This is a genomic window from Limnobacter olei, from assembly GCF_029087225.1.
Taxonomy (GTDB): Bacteria; Pseudomonadota; Gammaproteobacteria; order Burkholderiales; family Burkholderiaceae_B; genus Limnobacter; species Limnobacter olei.
Genome location: NZ_JARFJD010000021.1, coordinates 1 through 2043 on the forward strand (window position 1 = coordinate 1; position 2043 = coordinate 2043).

Annotated in this window: 4 protein-coding genes; 2 read left to right on the forward strand and 2 right to left on the reverse strand. The window is 46.9% G+C overall.

Features of this window, described 5'->3' with window-relative positions; all coding sequences use genetic code 11:
- Positions 1 to 256 precede the first annotated feature (256 nt).
- On the forward strand, positions 257 to 520 hold the full coding sequence (locus PY990_RS12950) for a hypothetical protein (protein WP_275271947.1): 264 nt from the start codon (positions 257 to 259) through the stop codon (positions 518 to 520).
- A 19-nt stretch (positions 521 to 539) separates the two neighbouring features.
- Positions 540 to 1412 carry a hypothetical protein gene (locus PY990_RS12955; RefSeq protein WP_275271948.1) on the forward strand — a complete coding sequence of 291 codons (873 nt, stop codon included), beginning with the start codon at positions 540 to 542 and terminating at the stop codon, positions 1410 to 1412.
- On the opposite strand, the gene PY990_RS12960 is transcribed toward PY990_RS12955, so the two are convergent.
- Together PY990_RS12960 and PY990_RS12965 are read right to left on the reverse strand one after the other, a co-directional pair.
- Positions 1393 to 1875, reverse strand: a complete 483-nt coding sequence (locus PY990_RS12960) for an Hcp family type VI secretion system effector (RefSeq protein WP_275271949.1) — start codon at positions 1873 to 1875, stop codon at positions 1393 to 1395. The two genes, PY990_RS12955 and PY990_RS12960, sit on opposite strands and share 20 nt — an antisense overlap.
- Positions 1832 to 2043, reverse strand: a 212-nt coding sequence (locus PY990_RS12965; RefSeq protein WP_275271950.1) for a hypothetical protein, incomplete at its 5' end; no start/stop codon positions are given. The genes PY990_RS12960 and PY990_RS12965, both read right to left, overlap by 44 nt.

Below are 2043 nucleotides of genomic sequence, written 5' to 3' on the forward strand. Positions count from 1 at the left end.
CGTGCTTATCCGGGTTCGTCAAACCAACGCCAAACAAATTACCTTGCTAGAGAAAAATCAATTTCAACAAATCAGCAAGAACATGAGCACCAAATCCTTGGGGCCCGCTGCATTCAAACATGACAAAGTTCTTAGCTTGAGCTGACAGGCCTCGGATGAAATGTGGGAGTTACGAAGGCTTGCAGGGGCGCCGTGGTTGGGCTCTATCAAAGTTGGTGGTGTTCTTGGCCTAGCACCAACTTTGATCAGCGACATCATGAACAACTACAACCACCACGCCACTTTGGGACAACGTTTCAACTGGCAACAATTCGGTGTGGATACGGCAACCAATCAAACCGGCAATTTGCTGGCAATGGGTGGAGGCGCAATAGTGGCAACATTGGCAATCGCAGGTGGCTTGGCTGGGGCGCCATTAGTCATGGTTGCCTTAGGCGCTGGTTTATTGATTGGAGCACTTTACCAAGCCACTGCCGCGGATGACTGGGTAAAGAACAAAGCAAAGATTCTGTTCAACTAATCAAAATTAGGACTGAATAATGTCACTCAGCGCACCACCGCCTCAACACAACTTTATCGCGATTCTGTTAAGTAGCTGCTTTGTCATGCTTATGGCGGAAATCCCGTTTTTATTTACTACAGGCTGGACCATTTCAGATGCGATTTTTGCGATCACACTTAATTTACTGCTCTCTTTTGCACTCTGGTACTGGTGGCTTTTTGGAAGTAAACGACCGATTCGCTCTGTCTTGATTTTTCAGTTTTCTCTTTTGTTAATCGTGCATCCATTCATCATTGGTGTACATCACTGGGATCTTGTTGGTGGCTCTGGCGACATGTTGGCATTGAGTGGTTGGATTGAATTTATCAATCCAAACTTCGCCCTTCTCGTACTGCTTACTTCCACATTGGGAGCCTACACAATCGCTCGAAATCGATCAGATCAACAATCTTTACGATCTTATTCAACCATCGAATGGACTTTATTGACCATCGACTTAAAAAACCGAACCTTCGGCTCAATGAAAAATCTTCCTTTCATTCACTGGTTATATTGGCCACTTTGCTTAATAGGTGGAGCTTATCTTTTTTGGTTTATCAATGAATTTGCAGATCAACCTGGATTAGTCTCAAACGTAAAAATAATTGGAATTGTTCAGATGATCACAATGATCCTCGCCTATCGTGTCGGACTATTTCTAGGTGAAGGTTTCCGCTTAATTCAGATTGAGAAAATGACTCCTGGTACTCGGTTCCATCTGGAAAATTTTGATGAATTCATGAAATGGCGCCACGACTACGTGAAGTACCACCTGCCCGCCCCAATCCGCAAACTCAACCTGAGGCTGTTCAACCAGCATGTGGAGGCGTATGAACGCCTCCAGAACAAAGTTAAATCTTCACGCACTTAATACAATTGAAACCGGCGGTGACTGCAGCGCCGCCCGTACCATCGCCGTTCTGCGGTTTGTATTCCTCCTTGTATTCCGTGAACGCAAAGGTGACCACCTCAAGGTCGCCATCCTCACCTGCACCCAGTGAAATATCAATGTCACTCACAATCACGTCTTTAAAAGTAATGCGCAAATATTCAAGCGGAACAAGACCCGACTTTCTCTTGGTCAACACCATGGTGTCGTAAAGCTGACCGATACAGGTTTGCGCATGCAGCGTCGGGGAAGCACGGTCCACGCGCTTTTCAACACGCAAGGCCTTTACCTCGGCACGTCCTGCCAGGGCCAACACGCCACCATTAGCACCCACAGCCACCTGCATGCCCCAGCGTGCACTGAGCAGCTCCATTTCGCCCGCATGCTTCAAGTCAACCGACTCACCTTTCACATTGCCCAATTTCAAAAACAGATCTGCTGGCATGGTGCCCCCAACTCCTAAAATTTAAAGAATCAGGAAGTGTATCGAGCAGATTGCAGGGGGTATAACCGCGGGCAGAAAAAGCCAGCGGGGCACCTATTGTGGGTGATGTAATCCAACTTACTTCAGCAACTTCAGGTTCTCTTGCATCTGCGTATTCTGGTTGAAACT

Excerpts from the sequence above, each read along its gene's own strand:
- PY990_RS12950 (WP_275271947.1), top strand. The coding sequence starts at position 257 with ATGAACAACTACAACCACCACGCCACTTTGGGACAACGTTTCAACTGG.
- PY990_RS12955 (WP_275271948.1), top strand. The coding sequence starts at position 540 with ATGTCACTCAGCGCACCACCGCCTCAACACAACTTTATCGCGATTCTG.
- PY990_RS12960 (WP_275271949.1), bottom strand. The coding sequence starts at position 1,875 with ATGCCAGCAGATCTGTTTTTGAAATTGGGCAATGTGAAAGGTGAGTCG.